This is a genomic window from Bartonella sp. TS82HLJMH (assembly GCF_042193495.1).
GTDB lineage: Bacteria > Pseudomonadota > Alphaproteobacteria > Rhizobiales > Rhizobiaceae > Bartonella > Bartonella grahamii.
Map to the genome: position 1 here is coordinate 1 of NZ_JBHILU010000074.1, position 1,046 is coordinate 1,046.

A 1,046-nucleotide genomic window follows, 5' to 3' on the forward strand; every position below is an offset into this window, starting at 1 on the left:
GCGTATAATGTTCCTATTACGACGAACCGTCTACAAACAGATCATATATCCGATATGCTGCGTGTTAAGAAGGCTTTGCTCAATAATACAGAATTTACCTCTGCGATGTATGGAAGCAATGAAGGTGGTGGGATTCAAGGCAAAAAAGCACCTTCACCAAAACATTCTGGAGGTCATAAGAATACGGCAAATATACGGATGATTTCGCATATCGGTTGTGAAGATGGTTGCGGTTATGTTTGGCAATTTGTGAGAGATGTGTGTTTCATGCAAACAGTAACTGGAACCTCACCAAATGTACAGTTTAAAAAAGATATGTATGCATTGTTGGCTGGTGGAGACTGGTCAGATACTACGAATATCACTCCACATCTGCGTGCAGTCATTATACGGAATGCCATGTATGAATCGGCTAGCGCCCGTGGATGTAGTCATCCACGGCATTTTGTTTAGGAGGTGTAGATGATAGATTATCCAGAGCATTTAAATAGCAAGGAAGATTATCTGAATATGCTCGAATTTGATAAGGTTGAAACAGTAAGAAGGCTAGGGCAGCTTTTAGAGACGCGTTTTTATTGGGTTGCGATAAAGGAGCTTGGAGATGATGAAGAGGGGATTGATGATGAGAGGCATAAGGTTTGTCTAACAACAACCATGCTGTTTGATTCAAATGGTGATTTTGTAGCAAAGCGCACTCAATATGAATTACAGGAAAGCGAACATGCGCCGCTCTTTCAACTTGGCTTTCGTGTTGAAGAAGTCGAGCAACTGATCAAAGAGCATAGTCAATAGAGATCATAAAAAAACATTTTTATCCAGCCTCACTTTTGTGGGGCTTTTTTTATGGAGCGTCAGATGAGAAAGATATCGAAAGAAGGATTAGAACTTATCAAACAATGGGAAGGATTGCGTTTAGAGGCTTATAGAGATACGGCATGTGTTTGGACGATTGGTTATGGTCACACCAGCAATGCGGGTCACCCCCTCGTCAAAAAAGGCATGTGTATTAACAAAGAGCAAGCAGAAGAAATCCTTTGTGAAGACTT

General features: G+C 41.0%; 2 protein-coding genes and 1 pseudogene. All 3 read left to right on the plus strand.

The genetic code is table 11. The annotated features are described in order from the left end of the window. A pseudogene (locus tag ACFIKO_RS09285) lies at positions 1-453 on the plus strand (hypothetical protein); the annotation flags it as partial. Between the two features lie 9 nt (positions 454-462). Continuing rightward, positions 463-792 (plus strand): hypothetical protein, encoded by a 330-nt coding sequence (locus ACFIKO_RS09290; RefSeq protein WP_375620515.1) that lies wholly within the window; start codon positions 463-465, stop codon positions 790-792. A 63-nt stretch (positions 793-855) separates the two neighbouring features. Continuing rightward, on the plus strand, positions 856-1,046 hold a 191-nt coding region (locus ACFIKO_RS09295; RefSeq protein ID WP_375620514.1), incomplete at its 3' end, for a lysozyme.